Genomic DNA, 22,195 nt, shown 5'->3' with positions numbered 1-22,195 from the left:
GGGCGGAAGTTTCCAGCAAACCTTGGGCGCAATGCGCCGCGGGATCGCGAAAGTGTGTTTACCGCCCACAACTGTCATCACCCGCGAAGGCGGGTGATCCAGTATTCCAGAGACGCCGATGATTGAACCGATAGGCCGCGGCGTACGGGATCCCCCGCCTACGCGGGGGATGACGACCTCGTGTGGAGCGGCTCACTTGCAAATCGAATTAGCCCTACCCGATCGGCTTCAGCCCCGCCTCGATCGCCGCGCGGCGCGGCTCCAGGAACGGCGGCAGCGCCAGTTTTTCGCCGAGCGTTTCCATCGGCTCGTCGGTCGCAAAGCCGGGGCCATCGGTGGCGATCTCGAACAGGATGCCGTTGGGCTCGCGGAAATACAGGCTGCGAAAATAGAACCGGTCGACCTCGCCGCTGTTGGGGACGCGCAAATCCGTCAGCCGCTGCGTCCAGGCGTGATATTGCGTCTCGTCAGGCGTGCGGAACGCGACATGGTGCACACCGCCGGCGCCCTGCCGCGCCGGCGGCGACGCCTTGTCCTCGAGCACATGCAGCTCGGCGGCGGGATTGTTCTCGTCTTTTGCCTCGCCCATCGCGAACACGTAAATCTGCGCGCCATGCGCGGCGTAGTCGCGGACGCGTCGCATGTTCATCACTTCAGTCAGAACGAACGACGTGCGCGACAGATCATGCACGGTGAGCACGATGGGGCCGAGGCCGCGGATCTGGTGTTCGGCCGGCACCGGGCTCTTCTCCCACGGCGAAGACGGTCCCTTGCCGCCGTCGTCGATCAGCACCAGGCGTTGGCCCTCACCGTCCTCGAACGGCAAGGTCAGCCGGCCGTCGACCTCGACCACGTCGCCGGTCACGCCGCCGGCCGCCTTCAGGCGGTCGCGCCAGAACCCAAGCGTCTTTTCGTCCGCGACCCGCAGCCCCGTGCGCGAGATCGAATTGGTGCCGCGCCGCTCGGGGGCGGCCGGAAAGTCGAAGAAAGTGAGGTCCGTGCCGGGGTTGGCTTTGCCGTCGGCATAAAACAGATGGTAGGCGGAAACGTCGTCCTGGTTGACGGTCTTCTTGACCAGCCGCATGCCGAGCAGGCCAGTGTAGAAGGCCAGGTTCTCGCGCGGCTTTGCCGAAATCGCCGTCAGATGGTGAATTCCGGTCAGTTGCATGGCATCATCCCTCTCGAAGACTTCTCGGAAAACAGCTGCGGCGATTTGGGCCTGCTACGGGAACATGTAGGATATAGTGTGATTATTCGCCAGCGGCGCGGTGGCCGCTGTTTCAGGGACAACTTCCATGACCGAACACCTGATTGTGTCAGACGAAGAGGCGACGCGCGTGATCACGATGCGGCGGCCCGAAAAGAAGAACGCGATCACGCAAGAGATGTATCGCGCGATGAGCGAGGCGATCGACAAGGCGCAGGACAATCCGGCCATCCGCTGCATCATCATCACCGGTGGCTCCGGCGTGTTCACCGCCGGCAACGACCTGGAGGATTTCCTGAAAGACGGCACCTCCAATCCGGACCTGCCGCGCGCCTCCAACGCCGCCAAATTTCTCTATTCGCTGGCGCACAACGCCAAGCCGATCGTCGCCGCGGTCGACGGCATCGCGATCGGCATCGGCACCACCATGCTGTTCCATTGCGACCATGTGCTGGCCAGCAAGACCGCGACGTTCTCCACCCCGTTCATCAATCTCGGCCTGGTGCCGGAAGGCGCCTCCAGCCTGTTGATGCCACGCACCATGGGTCACCAGCGCGCCTTCGCGATGCTGGTGATGGGACGCAAATTCAGCGCCGACGACGCCCACGCCGCCGGCTTCGTCAACACCGTGGTAGCGCCCGGCCATACCGAAGCCGAAGCGCGCAAAGTGGCGCGCGAAATCTGCGCGCTGCCGGCGGAAGCGGTGGCGATTTCGCGCAAACTGCTAAGACCGCCGCCGGAAGACCTGACCCGCCGGATCGACCAGGAACGCCATCTGTTCGGCGAACGGATGCGCTCCAAGGAAGCGATCGCTGCGTTCAAGGCATTCTTTGAGCGAAAGAAGGGGTAGCCGAACGGCGCGATATCACCGCCGTCATTGCGAGCGCAGCGAAGCAATCCATCGCGCCGCATCAAGAAAGATGGATTGCTTCGTCGCTACGCTCCTCGCAATGACGAGGAAACACCTCCGGATATGTCAGTGCCATGAAAGTCCTTCTTCGTCCGATCCTTGCGCTCGCGCTCATGACGGCGCTCGCTTCACTAGCCCACGCGCAAACCCCCGCCCCCGTCGACCTTCGCATCCTCGCAATCAACGATTTTCACGGCAACCTCCGCCCGCCGCCGGCCGGGATCCGGATCGCCGATCCTGACGACAAGACCAAAAAGACCTTCGTCGCCGCCGGCGGCGCTGAACACATGGCGACCCTGGTCAAGGAGCTGCGCGACGGCCACCGGAATTCGATCTTCGTCGCCGCCGGCGATCTGATCGGCGCCAGCCCGTTTTTGTCGGCGATGTTCCACGACGAGCCCACCATCGAGTCGCTGTCGATGATGGGGCTGGATATCTCCTCGGTCGGCAATCACGAGTTCGACGAGGGCAAGGCCGAATTGCTGCGGATGCAGAACGGCGGCTGCCATCCGGTCGACAAATGCCAGGGACCGCATCCCTTCCTCGGCGCGAAGTTTCGCTATCTCGCCGCCAGTACTTTTGAGAAGGCAACCGGCAAGACCGTGCTGCCCGCCTATGAAATCAAGACGTTCGAGGGCATTCCGGTCGCCTTCATCGGCCTGACGCTGAAGGGCACGCCCAACGTCATCTCGCCGGAGAGCGCCGCCGGGCTCGAATTCCGCGACGAGGCCGAGACTGTCAATGCGCTGCTGCCCGAACTGAAGGCGCGCGGCGTCGAGGCCATCGTGGTGCTGATCCATGAAGGCGGCCTGCCGACCGGCGACTATAATGAGTGCCCGGGCATTTCAGGCCCGATCGTCGATATCGTCAAGAAATTCGACAAGGCGGTCGATGTCGTCGTCTCTGGCCACACCCATCAGCCCTATGTCTGCGAGATCGACGGCAGGCTGGTCACGTCCGGCGACAAATACGGCACCATCGTTACCGCCATCGACGTCAAGCTCGATCCCGCCAGCCGCGACATCGTCAGCGCCAGGGCCAATAACACCATCGTGCGCACCGCGGCCTACGCCAAAAATCCGGAGCAGACCGCGCTGATCGAAGCCTATGACAGGGTTGCCGCGCCCATTGCCAACCGTCCGGCGGGCGCGATCACGGAAACGCTGTCGCGCGTGCCCAACACTGCCGGCGAGAGTCCGCTCGGCGATGTCATCACGGACGCGCAACTCGCCGCGACCAGCGCGCCCGCCAACGGCGGTGCGGTGATGGCGTTCACCAATCCCGGCGGCGTGCGGATCGACATCACGCGGAGGGAAGACGGCGCGGTGACCTACGCCGACCTGTTCGCGAGCCAGCCGTTCCGCAACCAGTTGGTGACGCTGACGCTGACCGGAAAACAGATCAAGGACATGCTGGAGCAGCAATGGTTCGATCCGAAACGGCCGCGGATCCTGCAGGTCTCAAAAGGCTTCAGCTACGCGTGGGACAGCTCGAAGCCGGACGGCGAGCGCATCATCGCCGAGCGGATGACGCTCAATGGCGCGCCGATCGACCCCGCTGCGAGCTATCGCGTGACCGTCAATAACTTCCTCGCCGTCGGTGGCGACGGGTTTTCGATTCTCACCCAAGGAACCGACCCGCGAATCGGCGTCTACGACATCGATGCGCTGAACGCCTATTTCCTGGCCAACAGCCCGGTTGCCCCCGGTGCCACCGACCGCATCGCCCGAATCAACTGAGGCCGCGCCCTGCGCCGCGGCGCCCCTTTCCGAGCGGCCCATGAGCGCCTAGATTGGGCGTTCGCTGCCCCCCGGTACGCCAGGATTTTGCATGACGCTGTTACTGACGCATTCGGCCTGTCTCGACCATCTGACGCCGCCGGGCCATCCCGAGCGTCCCGACCGGCTGCGCGCGGTCGCCGAGGTGCTGGGCGAGGACCGCTTCAAGCCGCTGGTGCGCGGCGAAGCGCCGGAAGGCAGTCTGGATTCGGTGACGCTGTGCCATGGCGAGCATTATGTCGGCGAACTCCGCCACATCGCGCCTTCCAGCGACCTGATCTATATCGACGGCGACACCTCGATGTCGCCGGGCACCTGGGAGGCCGTGATGCGCGGCGTCGGCGGGGCGGTGACTGCGACCGACGCTGTGATGTCCGGCACCCATCACAATGCGTTCGTAGCGGTGCGTCCGCCCGGCCATCATGCCGAGGTGAGCAAGCCGATGGGCTTCTGCTTCTTCGACAATGCCGCGATCGCCGCACGTCACGCCCAGCGCAAATACGGCATTGCGCGCGCGGCGGTGGTCGATTTCGACGTCCACCACGGCAACGGCACGCAGGATATTTTCTGGTCCGATCCGACCGTGATGTATTGCTCGACCCACCAGATGCCGCTGTTTCCCGGCACCGGCGCCTCCGGCGAACGCGGCGAGCACGACACCATCGTCAACGCGCCGCTGGCGTCGGAGGACGGCAGCGCCAAATTCCGCATGGCGTTCGAGAACCTGATCCTGCCGCAGCTGCAGAAATTCAGCCCCGAACTCATCATCATCTCGGCCGGCTTCGACGCGCACTTTCGCGATCCGCTGGCCTCGCTCAACGTGAAGGCGGAAGATTTCGGCTGGGTCACGCGCAAGCTGATGGATGTTGCAGACACCAGCGCCGGTGGCCGGGTGGTCTCGGTGCTGGAGGGCGGCTACGACCTGCAGGGGCTGAAAGAGTCGGTGGCGGCTCATGTCACCGCATTGATGGGCAGGTAAATCCCCGCCACAATACGCCCGCAAAACTTGCGTTTGATTCCGCGGATCACGAACCGATCCGCGTATCCAGGAACACAATATGGCCGAAAACACCCAAGTGGACGTCAAAAAGCTGAGCTTCGAGCGCGCGATCGAGGAACTTGAATCGATCGTCAAGCGGCTCGAGGACGGCAAGGTGCCGCTTGAGGAATCGGTCGCGATCTACGAGCGCGGCGAAGCCCTGAAGCGGCGCTGCGAGGAACTGCTGCGGCAGGCCGAGGCCCGCGTCGACAAGATCACGACCGATGCCAACGGCCAGGTGACGGGCACCGAGCCGCTCGATGTCCAATAATCGAGAACATTAGGCGAATGTGACGCTTGCCACCCCGCAAGGGCCCGAAACGGCGACCGAATCAGCTACCGAATTAGTTCTTGGCGCGCAAAACGGCCTGATATAGTCCGGTCAGCATCCGGGGACAGTTCGTGCGCGTTCAGCACCGCCATATCATCTACATACAGGGGTACGATCCGCGCGGGCTGGCGCAATACTACCGCATGTTCCGTACCGAACTGCGGAAATTCGGCCGGCTGTACCAGCTCTCCGCCACCATGGGCCGCCCGCAAACCGGCTCCGACGGCGAGATCGCATCCTGGACCATCGAGACCAAGGCCGACGACTGGCAGACCCGGACCAGTTACGACTTCCTGCGCTTCGAAGACTTCATCCAGCGCGACCTGGCCTCGCCGATCTGGCGCACCGTGCTCCAGGCGGTGTGGATCTACTGGCGGCTGGTGTTCGCCGGCACCATCGCAAGGTTCGGGCGCGCGAACTGGCGGTTTGCGACCTTCATCACCTATCCGCATTTCCTGCTGCTGCTGGAAGCTTCGGGTGCGGCGGCGCTGGCCTTCGTGTTCGGGAAAGGACTGGATGCGCTCGGCATCCCCAGCCTGCTCAGTATCGCGGCCGCGGTGGCGGTGTTCGTCGCACTGCTCGGCACCGTGCTGAAATACACCGAAAACCAGACCTATCTGCTCTACGTGCTGTGCGACACCATCTGGACCTGGGAATTCTCCCACCGCGCGCGCCCCGACTGGGACCAACGCATCGACCGCTTTGCGCAGTACCTGGTCAAGGTCGCGCGCGAAAGCGACGCCGACGAAATCGTCATTGTCGGCCACAGTTCCGGATCGTTCCTGGGAACCGAGATGCTGGCGCGGGCGCTGCAGCTCGATCCCGCGCTCGGGCGCCACGGCCCGCGGATCGTGCTGCTGACGATCGGCGGCAATTTTCCGATCGTCGGTTTCCACGCGGTGTCGCAACCGTTCCGCGATCATCTGCGGATGCTGGCGACTGAACCCTCGATCGACTGGATCGACTGCCAGTCGCGCAAGGATGTGATGAATTTCTATCCGTTCGATCCGATCAAGGGCCACGACATCGACGTCGGCGAAGCCAGGCGCAATCCCAAAATCGTGTCGGTCCGGTTTCGCGACATCATCAAGCCCGAGCACTACAACCTGTTCCGCTGGAAATTCTTCCGGGTCCATTTCCAGTTCGTGATGGCCAACGAACGACCCGACGCCTACGATTTCTTCATGATCGTGTGCGGACCGATCCCCCTGAGCGCCCGCGTGGCCGTTCCGGATGCCGCCTTGGCGGTTGCCATCGGCGACCCGGCCGCCCGCGAATGGGCCTGGAAACGGATCGAGACCGCCAAGGCCGGCGCGGCGGATGCCAATGATTTAGGCGATATGGAACCTTCCGCCCGCCGCAGCGGTTAAAAGCGAATATTTTTTCAGCCCCTCGTCTGGAACCCAATCTGCCCAGCGGGTTGGCTTTGGCTGTCACTTTGGTGTAAAGCTTGCCGCTCTATGGGCTGAGGAGAGCGGCCTGCCGGGAATTTTATGACGGCAGTAAGCACTTCAAATAGTTGAAGAAACTGACCGGGAAGGGTTAAAGCTACCAACGTGATGCATATCACATGGTTCGTTCCGGAGCGCATCTAGGCTTTCAGATCAGGTATCGGCCTGCCGAGATGGCACCCGGCGTCTGGATTTTCACTGCGCGGTTAACGCGCAACCCATCTCGCGTCGGGCCATTCGTCCCGACTTGAAAAATTGGAATATCGCTGTGACCGAATTTAGTAAGACGCCACTTCTCGACACCATCCGTACACCCGACGACCTTCGTAAGCTCAAGATCGAGCAAGTCCGGCAGGTCGCCGATGAGCTTCGTCAGGAAACCATCGACGCGGTTTCAGTGACCGGCGGTCACTTCGGCGCCGGCCTCGGCGTCGTGGAACTCACCACCGCCATCCATTACGTATTCGATACGCCGCGCGATCGCCTGATCTGGGACGTCGGCCATCAGGCCTATCCGCACAAGATCCTGACCGGCCGCCGCGATCGCATCCGCACGCTGCGCACCGGCGGCGGTCTCTCCGGCTTCACCAAGCGCAGCGAGAGCGACTACGATCCGTTCGGCGCAGCACATTCCTCGACCTCGATTTCAGCCGGCCTCGGCATGGCCGTGGCGCGCGATCTCTCCGGCGGCAAGAACAACGTCATCGCCGTGATCGGCGACGGCGCGATGTCCGCCGGCATGGCCTACGAGGCCATGAACAACGCCGGCGCCATGAATTCGCGCCTGATCGTGATCCTCAACGACAACGACATGTCGATTGCGCCCCCGGTTGGCGCAATGAGCGCGTATCTGTCGCGGCTCTACTCCGGCAAGACCTATCGCACCCTGCGCGACGCGGCAAAGCAGATCAACAAGCGCCTGCCGAAGATCATCGCCAACCGCGCCAACCGCGTCGAGGAATATTCCCGCGGCTTCATGATGGACGGCGGTACGCTGTTCGAGGAACTCGGCTTCTACTATGTCGGCCCGATCGACGGCCACAACCTCGACCATCTGCTGCCGGTGCTGAAGAACGTCCGCGACATGGAAACCGGCCCGATCCTGGTTCACGTCGTGACGCAAAAGGGCAAGGGCTATGGCCCGGCCGAAGCCTCCGCCGACAAATATCACGCCGTCGTCAAGTTCGACGTTGCCACCGGCGCCCAGGCCAAGGCCAAGCCGAACGCTCCAGCCTACCAGAACGTTTTCGGCCAGAGCCTCGTCAAGGAAGCCGAGAAGGACGACAAGATCGTCGCCATCACCGCGGCGATGCCGTCGGGCACCGGCGTCGATATCTTTAACAAGGCGTTCCCCGATCGCACCTTCGACGTCGGCATCGCCGAGCAGCACGCGGTGACCTTTGCGGCCGGTCTTGCCACCGAAGGCTACAAGCCGTTCTGCGCGATCTACTCGACCTTCCTGCAGCGCGGCTATGACCAGGTCGTCCACGACGTCGCGATCCAGAGCCTGCCGGTCCGTTTCGCGATCGACCGCGCTGGACTGGTTGGCGCCGACGGTGCCACGCATGCCGGCTCGTTCGACAGCGCCTATCTCGGCTGCCTGCCGAACTTCGTGATCATGGCCGCCTCCGACGAAGCCGAACTGGTGCACATGGTCGCCACCCAGGTTGCGATCAATGACCGCCCGAGCGCGTTGCGCTATCCGCGCGGCGAAGGCCGCGGCGTCGAGATGCCCGAAGTCGGTATTCCCCTCGAAATCGGCAAGGGACGCATCGTCCGCCAGGGCAGCAAGATCGCGCTGTTGTCGTTCGGCACGCGTATGGCCGAATGCGAAAAGGCGGCCGACGAACTCGCCGCGCATGGCCTTTCCACCACGATTGCCGACGCGCGCTTCATGAAGCCGCTGGACGTCGATTTGGTGTTGAAGCTGGCGCGCGAACACGAAGTGCTGCTCACGATCGAGGAAGGGTCGATCGGCGGATTCGGTTCGCACGTCATGCAGACGTTGTCCGACAACGGTATGCTCGACGGCGGGCTGCGGATGCGCGCGATGATCCTGCCCGACGAGTTCATCGATCATGACTCGCCGAACGCGATGTATGCCTATGCCGGCCTTGACGCCAAGGGCATCGTTGCCAAGGTGTTCGAGGCGCTCGGCAAGGACTACAAGGCCGAGACGGTCAAGCTCGCCTGAGGTTGCCGCTTGACGTTTTGGAGCGAAAGCCCGCCCCGGACTCGATCCGGGCCGGGACCGGTTCGCATCAGCGGAACGCGTCATAAAATGGCCCCGGTGATCCCATGAAGATCTATCTGGCAGGTCCTGATGTGTTCCTGCCGGACGCGACCGAGATCGGGAGGCGCAAGGTCGACATCTGCGCGCGCCATGGCCTGACCGGGCTCTATCCGCTCGACAACGCGGTGGACCTGTCAGGCGATAATGTTTCGCTCACGATATTCAAAGGTAATCAGGCGATGATGGATGCGGCCGACGCGATCATTGCAAATTTGACCCCGTTTCGTGGGCCGGGCGCCGACGCCGGCACGGTCTACGAACTCGGCTACATGGCCGGCCGCGGCAAGATGCTTCTCGCCTACAGCAACGATCCGGCCGCCTATCCCGACCGGGTCGCGCGATTTGACCAAGTGACAAAATCCGCAAGTGGCCATTTGACCGACAGCGACGGGCTCAGCGTGGAAAATTTCGGCTGGCCCGACAATCTCATGATGATCCACGCGCTCGACCTGCACGGCTGTTCGCTGGTGACCCCAAAGCGGGCGCCCGCGGATATCTGGCACGATCTCTCCTCGTTCGAGGCCTGCGTCGGTCTGGCGGTGGATCGCGCCAAAAGCAAATCGAGCTGAAATTGTCTGACACCAGCGACGGTAAATCTCTTGCCCGCAAGCGCGCGGACGTGCTGCTGGTCGAGCGCGGCCTGTTCGAAAGCCGCGCGCGCGCCCGCGCGGCGATCGAGGCCGGCGGCGTAACGGCCGACGGCAAACCGGTCGCGAAGGCGTCCGACCTGATCGCCCCCGACGCGAACCTCGCTGCGCAACCCGCGCATCCCTATGTCTCGCGCGGCGGTGTCAAGCTGGCAGGCGCGCTGGAACAATATCCGATCGAAATCGAGAACCATGTCTGCCTCGACGTCGGCGCATCAACCGGCGGCTTCACCGAGGTGCTGCTCGCGAACGGCGCCAGCCTCGTGTTCGCGATCGATGTCGGCCACGGCCAGCTGCATCCCTCGTTGCAGGGCCATCCCAAGATCGTTTCGATGGAAGCGACCGACATCCGCAGTTTGGAGGGCAAGCGCCTGCCCGCGCGACCCGATATCGTCGTGATCGACGTCAGCTTCATCTCGCTGAAGGCGGTGCTGCCGGTGGCGTTGTCGCTGGCGGCCGCCCCCATGCATCTGCTGGCGCTGATCAAGCCGCAGTTCGAGGCGGCACGAAAGCACTCCAAGCGCGGCATCATCCGCAATGCGATGGTGCATCAGGAAATATGCGACGACATCGCGGCATTTGCCGCCTCCCATGGCTGCACCGACATCCAGGTATTTCCATCCTCGATCACCGGCGGCGACGGCAACATCGAATTCTTCCTCGGCGCGCGCCGTGGCTGAAGCCGAGCGCATCGTCATCGATCGCGTCGGCCATCACGGTGATGGCGTAGCCACGGCCGGCGGGGCGAACGTCTACGTGCCCTACGCGCTCGGCGGCGAGACCATCGAGGTGGCGCAGGTGCCGGGTCATCCCGACCGCCGGCGGCTGATCAAGGTCGAACGCGCCAGCGCCGAACGCATAGCCCCGTTCTGCCCGCATTTTGGCGTCTGCGGCGGTTGCGCCATCCAGCACTGGGACGCCGCGCCCTATCGCGCCTGGAAACGGGAAATCGTGGTGACGACGCTGGCGCAGGCCGGGATTGCTTGCGACGTCGCCCCCCTGATCGACGCCCACGGCCTCGGCCGCCGCCGCATCACCCTGCATGCGCGGATGGGCACGCATGAGGTGCTGAAGGTCGGGTTTGCGGCGGCCGGTTCGCACGACATCATCCCGATCGATCGCTGCCCGATCCTCGACCCGCATTTGGACGGCGCGCTTGAGGCTGCCTGGGCGATCGCCGAACCGCTGATCTCGGTTGGAAAACCGCTCGACATTCAGGTCACCGCCACCAACAGCGGGCTCGATGTCGACGTGCGTGGTTCTGGCACGCTGGCGACGGCGCTGATCGCAAGACTGTCTGGTGTCGCCGAGCAGCACAAACTGGCGCGGCTGACGCGCCATGGCGAACTGGTGCTGATGCGAACGCCGCCGGTCATCGGCATCGGCGCCGCGCAAGTTGCCCTGCCGCCCGGATCGTTCCTGCAGGCGACCGTGGCCGGCGAGGAAACCCTCGCTGCGCTGGTCGCCGATCACTGCAAGCGATCCAAACATATCGCCGACCTGTTTTGCGGCGTCGGACCGTTCGCGCTTCGGCTCGCCACCAGGTCGCGGATCGCCGCCTTCGACAGCGACGCCGGCGCGGTCGCGGCGTTGCAGAAGGCCGCGACATCGACGTCCGGGTTGAAGCCGGTCAAGGCCGAGGCGCGCGATCTGTTCCGCCGGCCGCTGATGCCGCAGGAGCTGCGCGATTACGATGCGATCGTGTTCGATCCCCCGCGGCAGGGCGCGCAGGCGCAGGTGACGCAACTCGCGGCGAGCAAAATTCCGACCGTGGTGGCGGTGTCCTGCAACGTCACGACATTCGCGCGCGATGCCAAAATCCTGATCGACGGCGGCTATGCGATCGAGGGCGTCACCCCGGTCGACCAGTTCCGCCACACGCCACATGTCGAGCTGGTGGCGCGCTTCGTGCGCAAGCGCTGAACCGGGAGCTTACCGCCCCCAGCGGTCCTGCCAGATCTTCTCGCCGATCAGGCAATTGACGCGCGGTTCCTTTTCCTTGGCCGCAACCGGCACGACCGGCCGTTCCGGCGTGCGGCCCGCGATTTCGAGCAGCAGCTTGGTCCGGATCGCCTCCTTGAATTTCTCGCGCTCCTTGATGGTCACGACGAACGAGCCGGGGCCACCGATCACGCAATCCTCATAGTAGGCATCCAGATTGTCGATATCCATGGTGGAATAGGACGGCTCCTTCACCATGATCGGCAGGCCATTGATGACGACGCCCTTTTCCAGCGCGGCATCGCGGGCAATGACGACGGGGCCACCGTTGTTGTTCGGTCCGTCGCCGGAAATATCGATCACGCGCCGCAACCCGCGGTGCGGGTTCTCGTCGAACAGCGGCATCGCGAAATTGATCGCCCCCGATATCGAGGTGCGCGATGCCCGGCGGATCGGGGTCTTCATGATTTCGCTGGCAACGGCATCCGCGGTTTCCGGACCATCGATCAGACGCCACGGAATGATGATCTTCTGATCGGTGGAAGCCGCCCATTCGAAATAGGTCACCGAGATCTTGCCGTTGGGGCCGCTCTTCAGCGCCTGCAGGAACTCCTTGGAGATGATCGCCTGCGCGTAACCCTCGCGCTGGATCGCCAGCTCGTCCATGTCCATCGAATAGGAGACGTCGACGGCCAGGATCAGTTCGACATCGACGGAGGGCGTGGCTTCCTTGTCCGCCAGTTGACGGCCTGATGCAAAGCCGGATGGATGGCCAGGTTGGTTCCTTGTGCCCGGCGCCGCGACACCCGCGACGTCGCCGCCGGCGAGTACGCCTGCCACAAGCACAGCTCCGATCGAGACATACCAGCGCATCGCTGCCCTCCCGTCGACTGGTGGCAATGGTGACACGCAAATTGCGGCACGCAAAGGGCTGATATCATTTGTCCTTCACATTTGGGTTAGCGCTCCGCTGCCCTCGATTCGGGCAATGTTGCCGCGCTTCTGTCGCAAAACGCCTGGTTTCAGGATCGGGCCGGAGCCTGTAAACTGATCGAGACGGGTCAGCCGACGGCGCGCCCGTCGCATCTGGTTGCTTCGGGAGCCGCCGCTGGAATGATCGATACCGTCACCAAGCCGAAAACCAAGGTCAAAACCAAGACCGAACGGCCGCGCCTGCACAAGGTCATCCTGGTCAACGATGATTTCACGCCGCGCGAATTCGTCGTCACGGTGCTGAAAGCCGAATTCCGCATGACCGAGGATCAGGCCCACAAGGTCATGATCACCGCGCACCAGCGCGGCGTCTGCGTGGTCGCCGTCTTTACCAGGGACGTCGCCGAGACCAAGGCGACGCGCGCCACCGACGCCGGCCGCGCCAAGGGCTACCCGCTGCTGTTCACCACCGAGCCCGAGGAATAGCGCGCGACGTTTTGGCCGCAGCTATGCCACCGAGGTTTCGTCGACCAACCCGAAGACGCGCTCGGCCTTGGCGAATCCCGCGATCGGAAACTCGCCGAGATCGCTCCACCCTCCCCGGCAGATGCCGACGAATCCTTCCGATGCCACCACCGTGCGCTGCAGGCGGCTGGCGATTTTCTCCAGCCGCGCCGCCAGATTCACGGCAGGCCCGATGCAGGTGAAATCGAGCCGGTTGCCGCCGCCGATATTGCCGTAGAGAATTCGCCCGACATGCAGGGCGACGCCGAAACGAAAGCGTTCGATCGCGTCCCCGATCGGATACTGCAATTCCGCGACGCTGGCACGGGATTGTTGGGCGGCTTCGAGCACGCGTGAACAAACCTGCTGATCGTCGTCGACATATTCGTCGATCGGGAATACCGCGAGCAATCCGTCGCCCATGTATTTCAGGACCTCGCCGCCATGGGAGCGGATCGCCTCGACCTGGCAATCGAAATACTGATTGAGGATGTCGACCACGGTTTCGGATGGCAGTCGGTCGGACAGCGCGGTGAAGCCGCGCAGATCGGACAGCCAGATCGCGGCATTCATCGATTCGGTATGGCCGCGGCGGATCTGTCCGCCCATGATCCGCTCGCCGGCGCGGTTGCCGACATAGGTGTCGAGCAGGCTCGAGGCCTGCCGGCGCAAACTGATGATCTCGATCACCCGTGCCAGCGGTGTCGCGATTTGCCGCAATGCCGCCAGCTGTTCATCGGTGAAACCGCCCGGCTGCCTGGTGGTCCAGCTCGTTGCGTGCACCGCCCCGTCCGTGAACAGCAGCGGCAGCGCGATATAGTCCGTGACGCCTTCGGCGCGCATGTCCGCGATGATCGGAAAGCGATCGCTCTGCGGGTCGTCGACGCGGGCACGAACCTCCAGGCCCTGCTGAAACACATGGATCAGCGGGCTGGAGTGAAAACCCGGGGAATCGAGAATCTTGAAATCAACCGTTCCGACCTCGACCTCGGCGCCCGGCCGCCAGACGAAGTTGCGGCCGAAAATATCGGGATGCAGGGTGCGAACGAAAATCCCGACGCGCCAGAGCGGCAGTCCGGTCTCGATCAGCCGTTCGCAGATTTCAGCCATCAGCCGCGGAGAGTTGACCGCGGACCTTGCGCCATCGATCAGCCAGTTGGTGAGCTGCTGCAGTTCGGAAGCGTTCATGACTGGCGCATTTGCCGCGCAAGTTGCGCGCGCGTCAAGGCGGACATCGCGACCCGCCGGAGCCGATATGGGGTGCGCGCGGCTTTTGATTTGATTGTCAAAGCGCCAAAATCCTTCAGACATGACTTCGCATTCTCGCGGCCCGATTTGCCCGAGGCTTGCTATCGAATTTCCCGCCCTCCAATTGAGAGGGCGCAGGGAATGCCGGATGCGCGCTGCACCCGCGATCTCGTGTGCGAATAGTGCAAACAAAGCTGCACACGAGCATACAGTGCAGCGGAGAACATCCGACATTCCCTGCGCAATGGCTTTACGGCTTATAACGAGCTCTCCCCGGTGAGCCTATACTCTGTTGCCACCGTCGCTGCGCCGAAATGAATCCGACGCAACTTGACGCCAGCCTAAGGGCGTCAGGACCACACGTCTTTGCCGTACGCTCTCGCGCCGTTCGTTATCGGCACTACCAGCGTCCACCGCGACCCGTCCCGCCAGAGGGGCGTATCATGATCGTCACGATCGTTGGGACGGGATGGCACGAAGATATAGACCGATTTTCCATTCTGTAAAAGCGAAATATTTTTTATTTAGGGCTTGACACGGATTCTGTAAAACAGAAGTGATTTGCCCGTCGGGTTGATTTGTCGCAGCCAGCCCGTGAGATTTCGCTTGCGTGGGGAGCGACGCAGCGGTCGGCAGTAGGGCGGATTGGAGCCCAACAGGTCCGCATAAAGCGGACCTGTTGGGCGTAATCCGCCGATCAGAGCCACCGCCCGATCATAGTCGTTCGCCGAAATCCCCGATTGCCTCTCCATCGCCCGCCCAATCTTCCGGAAACAATCCCCCGCGCACATCGCGATGAAACGAGGAATACGGCCAGTCGCGCACCCGCGTGACGAGGCCGTGCTTGAGCGGATTGATGTAGCAATACTCGACATGGCGCGCATAGTCGGCCTCGTCGCGGATCAGGTGCTCCCAGAACCGGCGCTGCCATATGCCGCGTTCGTGGCGCGCGAGGCGAACGGCGCTGAGCCGTTCCCGTTTCGGCAATGCTCGCGCGAACCGAGTCTTGATCAGACGCCAGCGCGTGGAGAAATCATGGTCGCCCGGCGGCAGTTGCCAGATCGCATGCAGATGATCGCGCAGCACGACGAAGGCATCGATGGTGAAGGGATGGTCGCGGCGGGTTATCGCGACGGCCTCGCGTAAACTCGCGACATGATCGACGAGCAGGGTTTTCCGCCGCTCCAGCAGATTGACCGTGAAGAACCAGCAGCCGCCCGGAACGAAGGCGCGACGATAATTCGGCATGAGATTTAGAATAGCACATGTTAGAGTTGTGCTGTAGCCAAGATGGCGGATTACGCCTTCGGCTCCAATCCGCCCTACGAGCTCTCATTATCAAAGCTTCTATCCAGTTATCTTACTGCCGCCTTAGGTAGGGATCGCCATGCAAATAATTGAACTTAACGCCGAAAATTGGCGCACTTGGCGAGACCTCTATGATGCCCTTCTTACTGCACTCGGCGCGCCTGAAGGCCACGGCCGCAATTTGAACGCCCTCATTGATTCGATGGTCTGGGGGGGATGAACGCTGTCGAAGCCCCGTACACGATCCGCATTTCTGCAACCGAAAACCTGTCTAAAGATATGATCGCTGAGATCGACGAGGTGAAGCAAGCTCTCACCGCCGCATGCGCTGAGCGCCGCGCATTGGGACGCGGTGACGTTGAAATTCGCTTTGAGATCGCATCCTGATCGTTACCTATTGGAGGCAACTTGGAAACGTCCCCAAAATGGTTGTTAGCGATAGTAGCGGTTGTGATCGTGCTCACTGCGAGTGTGGATGTTGTGGATGCACTCGGCCCGGATTTTGCACTCGGTCAGATTTGGTCGATTAAATCGCCGGCCCCGACGACAGCGCAAGTCATAATTGGCCGAATAGAAACTTGGAATGATAAGGTTGCCGTCCACGTCAGCGTGATCAACATACCTGCACCATCGGACGCGCCGCCTAACAGAGAGTTGATCGGAATCAATCACGTGCCATTTGAAAAGAGCGCGCTGATAGCGTCGGTGGATCAGCTTCTCGGAACCCGTGCATCGCCTACTCCTGAGTTTGAACAGGGATACGATAGTTGGCGCAAGGACATGAGAGCGGGCATCTTTGAGATTGGCGTCTCGCAAGCGATCGCACTCATGCTAGAAAAGATTAGACGCGGCCGAGCGTGACGCAGCTCGCTCCCAGGGCCACCGCGAACACGCGCATTGCACGCATTTCGGATTACGGTGCTGGACTGCACGCGGCGAGTGAGAGACGGTAGTTTTTCTATGACAATCGGGACGAGCCCGGGCATGACGGCGAGGGAGTGGCTTTCTCACAGCTGCGTCTTGTAGCGCTCGTAGATCACTTCCTGGCTTTCGCGCTCGCCAAGGCCGGTCTGGTCGTGAATGACTTCACCGATGCTGGGCATGACGGCGCGTTCGACCCGGGTCTCGCCGGCCCACAGCTTTGAGCGCATCAGCGCCTTGCCGCAGTGGAAGTAGGCCTCGTGCACGTCGATGTGCAGCACCGCGCGCGGCGGCTTGCCGAATTCCACCATCGACGCCATCAAGTCGGGATCCACCGACACCTTGCCCTTGCCGCCGACGCGCAGCGTCTCGTCGATCCCGGGCACGAAGAAGATCAGCTGCACGAAGCCTGAGCCCTCGACGATGTTGCGAAAACTGTCGATCCGGTTGTTGCCGGAGCGGTCCGGCATCAGCAATGCCTTCGGCCCGGCGACATGGATGAAGCCGGGATTGCCGCCGCGCGGCGAGGCGTCGACGCTGCCATCGAGGCCCGACGTGGCCAGCACGCAGAACGGCGACATGCCGATGAACTTCTTCGCATGCGCGTCGATCTCGGGGCGCGCCTTCGCGATCACGCGGGGCGAGGGGGCGGGATAGATCGCGGCAAGGTCGCTGGCGGCAAAATCGGTCAAGGCATCTCTCCTGAATCAATGCGGCGCGATGGCGCGAGGATACCATCGCGATATTCCGGCAGCCACCCATTATCTTGCGGGATCTTGCGGACCGATCCTGCGATGCCGGCTGCCGGGAGTCTACACCGCGTCCGCGGGCACAAAACAGCTGATGATGATGCTGCCGCGGTGATGCACGTACCACACCACGGCCTCGCCGATCGGGTTGCCCTGATCGCGAATGACGGCGCGCTCGGGCACCGCCATCCACTGGCCCTCGATCGGCACCCAATAGGCGCCCTGGCGGACGTCATAGCTGGTGCGGTGGCCGTCGGAAATATCGCAGCAGGGCACGCCGTTCGGCGCGATCACGCTCTTGAACCAGGCGCGGATGTCGGGCGGGACGTTCTCGTATTGCCCTTTATCGACGGCGAGCGCTGCGCTTGCCGGCGCGCACAGACAGGCGAGTAGAACGAGCTGCGCGGACCTTCGCATCCAATCCTCCGCTGCGTTGCCGGTGTCGTCATGGACATCAACCACGAATCGTATCCAAGACAATTCAACCGGAGCAGGTCCGCGGATGCACGCTCAAATAATGAGCGATGCGGCACGTGCGAATTGATGCAGTGCGAAATCGGGACTTCCTGTACGCAGTTTGATGCGAGGCAGGGCTGGCTCATCCGTCGCGCGGACTGAAACAGGGACAGCACCAACGTGCTATCGACCATGCGTGCAGATTCGTGGTGAGCTGCCGGGCGCAGCAAGCTGCCTGGTACCCGGTCGAACCTCCCGTGGTTGGTGGAAGGAGCCGCGAGTGAGCACGAACCCGAAGATTGCGATAGGCCTGCTTTCGCCCGTGGGATTGCTGTTTGCGCTCCCCATATTGCTCTGGGCTTTCAGCTTTACTGAACTGTTCGGGCAGGAGAAATGCAGCATCGGTTCGATCAGCGAGACTGAATACCAGACCTTGTTGTCGCGAGCCGGCGCACAACGCTGGACAGTATGGCCTGATTTGTCGAATGGGGTGTTCTGGCCGTCGGATCGGGGCTTTCGTGGCCCGACCGCCTTATTCAACAGCAACCAGAATGATCAGCTTCTCTCGCAGATCAGAGAACTGGCCGGCCCCGATCCGTCCGTTAATCGTCAACTGGCCTCGGCTCACGCTGTTCTGCGCAGCATGGGCGCTGAATACGTCCAAACTCAGGAAGTGCCGGACATTCGCCGGGATCGTGCCGGTTCGCGCGTCCGCTTCACCTACTACTTGCCGCAGGTTCGCTTCGCGCCTGCGTGTGTTCTTTGCCTGATATGGTGGTACACGACCATTGACGTGATCTTTTCTCATGAACTTGCCGCCGGCCGACACGAATTGCAGGCAGTGAACGTTCTGCACGCGGGGCTGAAAGGTACCCCTGACAAGAGCCGGGCGCGCAATGTCCCATGGGGTAGCTGCCCTGAGTTTCGATGACGGTGGACGATTGGGACATCGCGCGCTACTCGCCGGCTCACATCGCCCGTTGCGGCGCGGTCTGCAGCAATTCCTGCAACTGCTTCTTCCAGAATGCCGCGTTGCCGGTGGTGAGATGGCCGCGCGTATCGGTCGAAGCCGGGATCAGGAACAGGCGGCCGTTCCTGACGCGCTTCATGGCGGCGTCGGTGACGCCGGTTTCCGGCGGATTGCGCTCATCGTCGGCGGCGTTGATCAAGAGCAATGTCGCTTCGATTTTCTCGAGCGAGGGAGACGGATTGTAATCGCGCGAGGCTTCCCACTGATAGATGAAGTCGTTGGCATCGGCGGTGATCGGCAGCGCCAGCCGGTCGTCCACCATCTTGTCCGCCTTCGCGCCCGTCGGGGCCAGCCTCTGATAGGCCAGCGTGCCGCCGCTGGTGGCGATGCCGTAGGCGGCGATGGCGTATTTCATCATGCGCGGCTGGGTCACGTAGTTGCCGCGGTTGTAGTCGGGATCGTTGCGGATGGTCTCCAGCATCATCCGCCGCAGCATCCAGTTGCGCGCCGCCATCTCGGTCGGCTGCGCGGCCATCGGCACCAGCACGTCCATGTACTGCGGATATTTTCCGCCCCAGATCCAGGTATGCATGCCGCCCATCGAATTGCCGATCACCAGCCGCAGATGCTTCACGCCGAGGCCTTCCTTGACCAGGCGATAATGGGCGTCGACCATGTCCTCGTAATTGTATCGGGGGAATGCCGTCTTCATGCCGTCGGAGGGCTTTGACGATTTGCCGTGGCCGAGGCCGTCCGGAATGATGATGTAATATTTCGCCGCGTCCAGCGGCTGGCCGGGGCCGAACAATTCGCCGGCAAAGGTCGGCGTCAGCATGTTGGTGGCCGAGCCGCCCGATCCATGCAGCACCAGCACCGGCTGGCCGGTGGGCTCGCCGATCGTGGTGTAGTGCAGCCGCAGCTCCATGGTCTCGCCGGAGTGGAATTTGAAATCCCTGGCGATCCAGTCGCCCTGTTTCGGCGTCGGATAATCTGCGGCGGATGCGGCAAGGGAGGTCAAGGCCAGGGAGCTCAAGGTTAGGGAGCTCAAGGTTAAGGCGGCCGACAATGTGAGTTGCGAAAACTTCATGATGATCTCCCCTGACGCGGCGCTCTTTTTTGGGGCCACTTGTCAGGGAGCCTATCACAAGGCGGTTTCACCGCACCAGATTGCCGTACAGCGTGTAATTGGCTTTCGGGCCCTGCATCACCAGCGTCCAGTGCGTAAAGTCGATCGAGGAGGTGCAGGAATTGCCGCTGCCCTGCAGGATCAGCGTCAGGATCTGCTGCCTCGCGATACCCTGCTGAAACACGCCGCTGCCTGAAGCCGGCCCTGACAGTTTCCATTCCTTGTAGAGCGTCGGTCCGTGGGCCCTGTCGGGCCGGTCGCGCGGATCGACTTCGAACACCGAGACCGTGCGGGGGCGCGTCAACGATAACGTGCCGGTATGGCTGGCGGCGTCGCGGAACGAAAGCACGAGCCTGTCCTCGCGCCATTGCGTCGAAAGCTTGTAGCTGCCGGCGGGCGTGGCGATGCCCTGGATGCCCTCGACGTCGCCTTCGCCGGTGAACAAGCTCGCCTTGTCGCCGAAACGCAGGCTTTCGATTTCCTGCTGCTTGCCGGAATCAAGCGTCACGGTGGCGACGTTGCGCTGGCCTTCATTGGTGCAGCAGGCGCAGGCGAGGGCGGAGGAAGTCTGGCCCAGGAGGTAAAAGGCGAGCGCAAGGCCCAGGCCGCGGCGGATCGGTGCGAGCATCGGAAGCCTTTCGCTGTCGCGCTACCGTTGGTCGCGGCTTTCGTCTGTTGCGTTCACCAGCCTTGAGGCCCGCGCCCCCTGCTAAGCGGTGTCCTCGACATCGGTCTCCGGGCGGTCGTTACCGGCCGCGGTCTCGGTCTGCCACTTGCCGTCAGCGGTTTCGTATTCGATCACCTCGGTGCGCCCGGGCACCCGCTGTTCGTTCGCGGCGCGCCGCGCGGCCGCGAGCGCCGCGGCATGGGTCGGATACGGTTCGGAAAAAACGCCGTTGGCGGTGTAGGCCCAGCCGCCATCGTGCTCGACGATCTTGTAGGTCACGTGGCTCATCGGGAACTCGCTATTTGCCATTGCCGAGAGGGTGAACGCGCCGACTAATCTATGAGAGAATAGTCGAAACTGTCGGATTTTGCATCCGCCGTTCGTCCTTGGAATGGCCAGCCTGTATCCCGGAGAAGAGACCCATGTGCCGCAACATCAAGACCTTGTTCAATTTCGAGCCGCCGGCGACGCACGCGGAAATCCACGCCTCGGCGCTGCAGTTCGTGCGCAAGCTTTCCGGGTTCAACTCGCCGTCGCAGGCCAATGCGGAAGCCTTCAACCGTGCGGTGTCCGAGGTTTCCGACAGCGCCCGCCGCCTGCTGGCCTCGCTGCAGACCAACGCGCCGGCGCGCGACCGCGAGGTCGAGGCCGAAAAGGCGAGGGAACGCTCGCGGGCGAGATTCGGGTAAGGCAGGCTTTTCGGGTAAGGCAGGCTTGGCGTCGCACCGTCCTCCAATTCAATTGGAGGCGTTGCTCGCTGCATTTTGTGGGTTCCGCAGCCAGCGTGACCTATCTCACAGTGCGGCCGGTCGCCCGGGCATAGGTTGGCACCATCCAATTGCCATGGAGGGTGTCATGAAGCCGACGATTCCCCTGAAGCTCAGCGCCATCGCTTTCACCGTGCTGTGGTCCGGCTGGATGCTGTGGATGGGCGGAAGCTACGAGCCCGCCATCATCATCATTCTCGCGATCGTGGGCTCGATTGCGGGTTTTCTCTGGTATCGCGTCATGCGCTGGTGCTTCCGGCTCATGCACCTGCTGCCGGATATGAGCACCGGTCCCAGCGCCGCACATTGAACGTCATGATCGGGCGCAATGTCTGCGCGCAGCGCATGTCAGGCGCCTGCAATGCCCGCTTGCGGGTCCGCGCAACTGAGCGGTGCGCTTACTTCTTGTCCTTGTTTTTGCGCTTGTGCTTCTTCTTTTCCTTGTGGCGATCGTCGCCGCCATCGGCGTCGCCGGCATCATCTCGCAGAGCCGTCTCGAGCGCCTCTCGCTCGGCGGCTTCACGTTCGGCGGCCTCGAGTGCCGCGGCTTCGCGCTCCGCCGCCTCACGCTCGCGCATCTTCCGGTGGTCTTCCCAGGCATCGAAAATCAGATGCAGCCACGGCATCACCTGCTCGATCGAGGGCAATTGGCCGGGCGGTCCGGGTTCACCGCGCGGGCCTGCCGGACCTTGCACGCCAGGCTTGCCCTGCGGGCCGGCCTCGCCGCGCGGACCTCGCGGTCCGGCTTTACCTTGCGCGCCGGCCTTGCCGTCCGCTCCAGGCTTGCCGCGCGGGCCTTCGAGGCCGGGAGGGCCGGGATGCCCCTGCGGCCCGGGTCGTCCGGGTTCACCGCGTGGGCCCTGTGGCCCCTGTCGTCCCTGCCGGGCAACCGTTTCGTCCGCCACGTGCGCGCTCCCGATGTGATTCCGAAGCGCCTTTTACCAGACGT

At 62.9% G+C, this 22,195-nt stretch carries 26 protein-coding genes; 16 read left to right on the top strand and 10 right to left on the bottom strand.

Annotated features, from left to right (window positions below):
- Nucleotides 1–214 precede the first annotated feature (214 nt).
- Nucleotides 215–1,168 carry a ring-cleaving dioxygenase gene (locus tag ACSQ84_RS34255; protein WP_436216166.1) on the bottom strand — a complete coding sequence of 318 codons (954 nt, stop codon included), beginning with the start codon at nt 1,166–1,168 and terminating at the stop codon, nt 215–217.
- Between the two features lie 127 nt (nt 1,169–1,295).
- On the opposite strand from ACSQ84_RS34255, the gene ACSQ84_RS34250 reads away from it, so the two are divergent.
- From ACSQ84_RS34250 to ACSQ84_RS34210, 9 genes are all read left to right on the top strand, one after another.
- Complete coding sequence (locus tag ACSQ84_RS34250) at nt 1,296–2,057, top strand: crotonase/enoyl-CoA hydratase family protein (protein WP_436216165.1); 762 nt, start codon at nt 1,296–1,298, stop codon at nt 2,055–2,057.
- 134 nt (nt 2,058–2,191) lie between these two features.
- Nucleotides 2,192–3,856, top strand: a complete 1,665-nt coding sequence (locus ACSQ84_RS34245) for a bifunctional metallophosphatase/5'-nucleotidase (protein WP_436216164.1) — start codon at nt 2,192–2,194, stop codon at nt 3,854–3,856.
- A gap of 91 nt (nt 3,857–3,947) precedes the next feature.
- Nucleotides 3,948–4,874: a histone deacetylase family protein gene (locus ACSQ84_RS34240; RefSeq protein ID WP_436216163.1), complete on the top strand. Its 927-nt coding sequence runs from the start codon at nt 3,948–3,950 to the stop codon at nt 4,872–4,874.
- 79 nt (nt 4,875–4,953) lie between these two features.
- A complete protein-coding gene (locus tag ACSQ84_RS34235; protein WP_436216162.1) occupies nt 4,954–5,205 on the top strand; it encodes an exodeoxyribonuclease VII small subunit in 252 nt (83 codons plus the stop codon).
- A gap of 131 nt (nt 5,206–5,336) precedes the next feature.
- Nucleotides 5,337–6,635, top strand: a complete 1,299-nt coding sequence (locus tag ACSQ84_RS34230; protein WP_436216161.1) for a hypothetical protein — start codon at nt 5,337–5,339, stop codon at nt 6,633–6,635.
- A 349-nt stretch (nt 6,636–6,984) separates the two neighbouring features.
- On the top strand, nt 6,985–8,910 hold the full coding sequence (gene dxs / locus ACSQ84_RS34225) for a 1-deoxy-D-xylulose-5-phosphate synthase (RefSeq protein WP_436216160.1): 1,926 nt from the start codon (nt 6,985–6,987) through the stop codon (nt 8,908–8,910).
- 104 nt (nt 8,911–9,014) lie between these two features.
- The gene (locus ACSQ84_RS34220) at nt 9,015–9,578 is read left to right on the top strand and encodes a nucleoside 2-deoxyribosyltransferase (RefSeq protein ID WP_436216159.1); all 564 of its coding nucleotides are present in this window, start codon (nt 9,015–9,017) and stop codon (nt 9,576–9,578) included.
- A 2-nt stretch (nt 9,579–9,580) separates the two neighbouring features.
- On the top strand, nt 9,581–10,336 hold the full coding sequence (locus ACSQ84_RS34215) for a TlyA family RNA methyltransferase (protein ID WP_436216158.1): 756 nt from the start codon (nt 9,581–9,583) through the stop codon (nt 10,334–10,336).
- The gene (locus ACSQ84_RS34210) at nt 10,329–11,579 is read left to right on the top strand and encodes a class I SAM-dependent RNA methyltransferase (protein ID WP_436216157.1); all 1,251 of its coding nucleotides are present in this window, start codon (nt 10,329–10,331) and stop codon (nt 11,577–11,579) included. The genes ACSQ84_RS34215 and ACSQ84_RS34210 overlap by 8 nt, the downstream gene beginning before the upstream one ends.
- 9 nt (nt 11,580–11,588) lie before the next feature.
- Here ACSQ84_RS34210 and ACSQ84_RS34205 read toward each other — a convergent pair whose 3' ends face one another.
- Nucleotides 11,589–12,470 (bottom strand): DUF1194 domain-containing protein, encoded by an 882-nt coding sequence (locus tag ACSQ84_RS34205; RefSeq protein ID WP_436216156.1) that lies wholly within the window; start codon nt 12,468–12,470, stop codon nt 11,589–11,591.
- 240 nt (nt 12,471–12,710) lie between these two features.
- On the opposite strand from ACSQ84_RS34205, the gene clpS reads away from it, so the two are divergent.
- Nucleotides 12,711–13,016: an ATP-dependent Clp protease adapter ClpS gene (gene clpS / locus ACSQ84_RS34200; RefSeq protein ID WP_436216155.1), complete on the top strand. Its 306-nt coding sequence runs from the start codon at nt 12,711–12,713 to the stop codon at nt 13,014–13,016.
- Nucleotides 13,017–13,037: 21 nt separating this feature from the next.
- Here clpS and ACSQ84_RS34195 read toward each other — a convergent pair whose 3' ends face one another.
- Nucleotides 13,038–14,222, bottom strand: coding sequence for an adenylate/guanylate cyclase domain-containing protein (locus tag ACSQ84_RS34195; protein WP_436216154.1), 1,185 nt, complete (start codon nt 14,220–14,222; stop codon nt 13,038–13,040).
- Between the two features lie 774 nt (nt 14,223–14,996).
- Nucleotides 14,997–15,530, bottom strand: coding sequence for an REP-associated tyrosine transposase (locus tag ACSQ84_RS34190; RefSeq protein ID WP_436216153.1), 534 nt, complete (start codon nt 15,528–15,530; stop codon nt 14,997–14,999).
- A 139-nt stretch (nt 15,531–15,669) separates the two neighbouring features.
- On the opposite strand from ACSQ84_RS34190, the gene ACSQ84_RS34185 reads away from it, so the two are divergent.
- Genes ACSQ84_RS34185 through ACSQ84_RS34175 form a run of 3 tightly spaced genes read left to right on the top strand, consistent with a single transcriptional unit; the run spans nt 15,670 to nt 16,451 of the window.
- Nucleotides 15,670–15,810 carry a barstar family protein gene (locus tag ACSQ84_RS34185; protein WP_436216152.1) on the top strand — a complete coding sequence of 47 codons (141 nt, stop codon included), beginning with the start codon at nt 15,670–15,672 and terminating at the stop codon, nt 15,808–15,810.
- Nucleotides 15,807–15,977: a hypothetical protein gene (locus tag ACSQ84_RS34180; protein ID WP_436216151.1), complete on the top strand. Its 171-nt coding sequence runs from the start codon at nt 15,807–15,809 to the stop codon at nt 15,975–15,977. Before ACSQ84_RS34185 ends, ACSQ84_RS34180 begins: the two co-directional genes overlap by 4 nt.
- A 21-nt stretch (nt 15,978–15,998) precedes the next feature.
- A complete protein-coding gene (locus tag ACSQ84_RS34175; protein ID WP_436216150.1) occupies nt 15,999–16,451 on the top strand; it encodes a hypothetical protein in 453 nt (150 codons plus the stop codon).
- A 146-nt stretch (nt 16,452–16,597) separates the two neighbouring features.
- On the opposite strand, the gene ACSQ84_RS34170 is transcribed toward ACSQ84_RS34175, so the two are convergent.
- Together ACSQ84_RS34170 and ACSQ84_RS34165 are read right to left on the bottom strand one after the other, a co-directional pair.
- A complete protein-coding gene (locus ACSQ84_RS34170) occupies nt 16,598–17,203 on the bottom strand; it encodes a pyridoxamine 5'-phosphate oxidase family protein (RefSeq protein WP_436216149.1) in 606 nt (201 codons plus the stop codon).
- Nucleotides 17,204–17,323: 120 nt separating this feature from the next.
- Complete coding sequence (locus tag ACSQ84_RS34165; RefSeq protein WP_436216170.1) at nt 17,324–17,677, bottom strand: hypothetical protein; 354 nt, start codon at nt 17,675–17,677, stop codon at nt 17,324–17,326.
- Between the two features lie 319 nt (nt 17,678–17,996).
- Here ACSQ84_RS34165 and ACSQ84_RS34160 point away from each other — a divergent pair, with 319 nt between their 5' ends.
- Nucleotides 17,997–18,647, top strand: coding sequence for a hypothetical protein (locus tag ACSQ84_RS34160; protein ID WP_436216148.1), 651 nt, complete (start codon nt 17,997–17,999; stop codon nt 18,645–18,647).
- A gap of 37 nt (nt 18,648–18,684) precedes the next feature.
- Here ACSQ84_RS34160 and ACSQ84_RS34155 read toward each other — a convergent pair whose 3' ends face one another.
- The 3 genes from ACSQ84_RS34155 to ACSQ84_RS34145 all read right to left on the bottom strand — a co-directional run bounded on the left by ACSQ84_RS34155 (nt 18,685) and on the right by ACSQ84_RS34145 (nt 20,767).
- Nucleotides 18,685–19,773, bottom strand: a complete 1,089-nt coding sequence (locus tag ACSQ84_RS34155; protein ID WP_436216147.1) for an alpha/beta fold hydrolase — start codon at nt 19,771–19,773, stop codon at nt 18,685–18,687.
- Nucleotides 19,774–19,840: 67 nt separating this feature from the next.
- Nucleotides 19,841–20,440 carry a hypothetical protein gene (locus ACSQ84_RS34150; protein ID WP_436216146.1) on the bottom strand — a complete coding sequence of 200 codons (600 nt, stop codon included), beginning with the start codon at nt 20,438–20,440 and terminating at the stop codon, nt 19,841–19,843.
- A gap of 81 nt (nt 20,441–20,521) precedes the next feature.
- A complete protein-coding gene (locus ACSQ84_RS34145) occupies nt 20,522–20,767 on the bottom strand; it encodes a DUF2188 domain-containing protein (protein WP_436216145.1) in 246 nt (81 codons plus the stop codon).
- Between the two features lie 134 nt (nt 20,768–20,901).
- Here ACSQ84_RS34145 and ACSQ84_RS34140 point away from each other — a divergent pair, with 134 nt between their 5' ends.
- Together ACSQ84_RS34140 and ACSQ84_RS34135 are read left to right on the top strand one after the other, a co-directional pair.
- Complete coding sequence (locus tag ACSQ84_RS34140; protein ID WP_211997302.1) at nt 20,902–21,168, top strand: DUF2277 domain-containing protein; 267 nt, start codon at nt 20,902–20,904, stop codon at nt 21,166–21,168.
- A 166-nt stretch (nt 21,169–21,334) separates the two neighbouring features.
- Nucleotides 21,335–21,556, top strand: a complete 222-nt coding sequence (locus tag ACSQ84_RS34135) for a hypothetical protein (RefSeq protein WP_436216144.1) — start codon at nt 21,335–21,337, stop codon at nt 21,554–21,556.
- An 88-nt stretch (nt 21,557–21,644) separates the two neighbouring features.
- On the opposite strand, the gene ACSQ84_RS34130 is transcribed toward ACSQ84_RS34135, so the two are convergent.
- A complete protein-coding gene (locus tag ACSQ84_RS34130; RefSeq protein ID WP_436216143.1) occupies nt 21,645–22,151 on the bottom strand; it encodes a collagen-like protein in 507 nt (168 codons plus the stop codon).
- Nucleotides 22,152–22,195: the final 44 nt, after the last annotated feature.

The sequence above is a fragment of the Bradyrhizobium sp. LjRoot220 genome (genome assembly GCF_964252915.1).
GTDB lineage: Bacteria > Pseudomonadota > Alphaproteobacteria > Rhizobiales > Xanthobacteraceae > Bradyrhizobium.
This window is presented reverse-complemented; position numbering and strand designations above follow the sequence as displayed.

Bases quoted from the DNA above. Each gene is read 5' to 3' on its own strand.
- ACSQ84_RS34255 (WP_436216166.1), bottom strand. From the start codon at position 1,168: ATGCAACTGACCGGAATTCACCATCTGACGGCGATTTCGGCAAAGCCG.
- ACSQ84_RS34250 (WP_436216165.1), top strand. From the start codon at position 1,296: ATGACCGAACACCTGATTGTGTCAGACGAAGAGGCGACGCGCGTGATC.
- ACSQ84_RS34245 (WP_436216164.1), top strand. From the start codon at position 2,192: ATGAAAGTCCTTCTTCGTCCGATCCTTGCGCTCGCGCTCATGACGGCG.
- ACSQ84_RS34240 (WP_436216163.1), top strand. From the start codon at position 3,948: ATGACGCTGTTACTGACGCATTCGGCCTGTCTCGACCATCTGACGCCG.
- ACSQ84_RS34235 (WP_436216162.1), top strand. From the start codon at position 4,954: ATGGCCGAAAACACCCAAGTGGACGTCAAAAAGCTGAGCTTCGAGCGC.
- ACSQ84_RS34220 (WP_436216159.1), top strand. From the start codon at position 9,015: ATGAAGATCTATCTGGCAGGTCCTGATGTGTTCCTGCCGGACGCGACC.
- ACSQ84_RS34205 (WP_436216156.1), bottom strand. From the start codon at position 12,470: ATGCGCTGGTATGTCTCGATCGGAGCTGTGCTTGTGGCAGGCGTACTC.
- clpS (WP_436216155.1), top strand. From the start codon at position 12,711: ATGATCGATACCGTCACCAAGCCGAAAACCAAGGTCAAAACCAAGACC.
- ACSQ84_RS34195 (WP_436216154.1), bottom strand. From the start codon at position 14,222: ATGAACGCTTCCGAACTGCAGCAGCTCACCAACTGGCTGATCGATGGC.
- ACSQ84_RS34190 (WP_436216153.1), bottom strand. From the start codon at position 15,530: ATGCCGAATTATCGTCGCGCCTTCGTTCCGGGCGGCTGCTGGTTCTTC.
- ACSQ84_RS34185 (WP_436216152.1), top strand. From the start codon at position 15,670: ATGCAAATAATTGAACTTAACGCCGAAAATTGGCGCACTTGGCGAGAC.
- ACSQ84_RS34180 (WP_436216151.1), top strand. From the start codon at position 15,807: ATGAACGCTGTCGAAGCCCCGTACACGATCCGCATTTCTGCAACCGAA.
- ACSQ84_RS34165 (WP_436216170.1), bottom strand. From the start codon at position 17,677: ATGCGAAGGTCCGCGCAGCTCGTTCTACTCGCCTGTCTGTGCGCGCCG.
- ACSQ84_RS34155 (WP_436216147.1), bottom strand. From the start codon at position 19,773: ATGAAGTTTTCGCAACTCACATTGTCGGCCGCCTTAACCTTGAGCTCC.
- ACSQ84_RS34150 (WP_436216146.1), bottom strand. From the start codon at position 20,440: ATGCTCGCACCGATCCGCCGCGGCCTGGGCCTTGCGCTCGCCTTTTAC.
- ACSQ84_RS34145 (WP_436216145.1), bottom strand. From the start codon at position 20,767: ATGAGCCACGTGACCTACAAGATCGTCGAGCACGATGGCGGCTGGGCC.
- ACSQ84_RS34140 (WP_211997302.1), top strand. From the start codon at position 20,902: ATGTGCCGCAACATCAAGACCTTGTTCAATTTCGAGCCGCCGGCGACG.
- ACSQ84_RS34135 (WP_436216144.1), top strand. From the start codon at position 21,335: ATGAAGCCGACGATTCCCCTGAAGCTCAGCGCCATCGCTTTCACCGTG.